At 64.4% G+C, this 222-nt stretch carries 1 protein-coding gene; it reads right to left on the bottom strand.

All coding sequences use genetic code 11. The features are described from left to right. The coding region (locus tag DKT72_RS19020) for a hypothetical protein (RefSeq protein ID WP_220628168.1) at positions 1-222 on the bottom strand (222 nt) is incomplete at both ends.

The following is a 222-nucleotide window of genomic DNA, read 5'->3' as shown; positions in this document are numbered from 1 at the left end:
GCGCGGCGGCACCGGCGGCATAGGCCTGAGCCTGGGCTACGGTGGCGTGCCAGAGTCGGCCGGAGGGCGTGGTGGTTGTTCCTGAATCGGAGCCGGAAGAGCCGGAATTGTTGTTCGTACCGCCGCCGGTGTTACCAGTGTTGCCGGAGTTGCCGGTGTTACCGGTGTTGCCAGTGTTACCGGAATTGCCGGTGTTGCCGGAATTGCTGGTGTTGCCGGAGT

The organism is Confluentibacter sediminis, assembly GCF_003258355.1.
Taxonomy (GTDB): domain Bacteria; phylum Bacteroidota; class Bacteroidia; order Flavobacteriales; family Flavobacteriaceae; genus Confluentibacter; species Confluentibacter sediminis.
The sequence above is the reverse complement of the archived record's forward strand: the minus strand, read 5'-3'. Positions and strand labels throughout refer to the sequence as shown.